We start from the raw sequence: 287 nt of genomic DNA, 5'->3' as shown, positions 1-287 counted from the left end.
CCGCTGGCAACAACGACACCTTTGGTAAGTGGTACCCATTATTATGCTTCACAAACAGTATTCGGATGTGAATCTGCAAGCCGACTCGATGTAATCGCTAACGTGACTATCACAGCCGCTCCAACAGGAAATGCTACCCAAAGTTTTTGTAGCGCTTCCACCATTGCAAATTTAGCTGCTACAGGAAGTACTATCAATTGGTATGCAGCTTCAACAGGAGGAACACCGCTGGCAACAACGATACCTTTGGTAAGTGGTACCCATTATTATGCTTCACAAACAGTATC

Annotated in this window: 1 protein-coding gene; it reads left to right on the top strand. The window is 44.9% G+C overall.

Features of this window, described 5'->3' with window-relative positions; all coding sequences use genetic code 11:
* On the top strand, nt 1-287 hold a 287-nt coding region (locus IW20_RS26555; RefSeq protein WP_035629202.1), incomplete at both ends, for an Ig-like domain-containing protein.

This window comes from Flavobacterium hydatis, assembly GCF_000737695.1.
GTDB classification, from domain to species: Bacteria; Bacteroidota; Bacteroidia; order Flavobacteriales; family Flavobacteriaceae; genus Flavobacterium; species Flavobacterium hydatis.
This window is presented reverse-complemented; position numbering and strand designations above follow the sequence as displayed.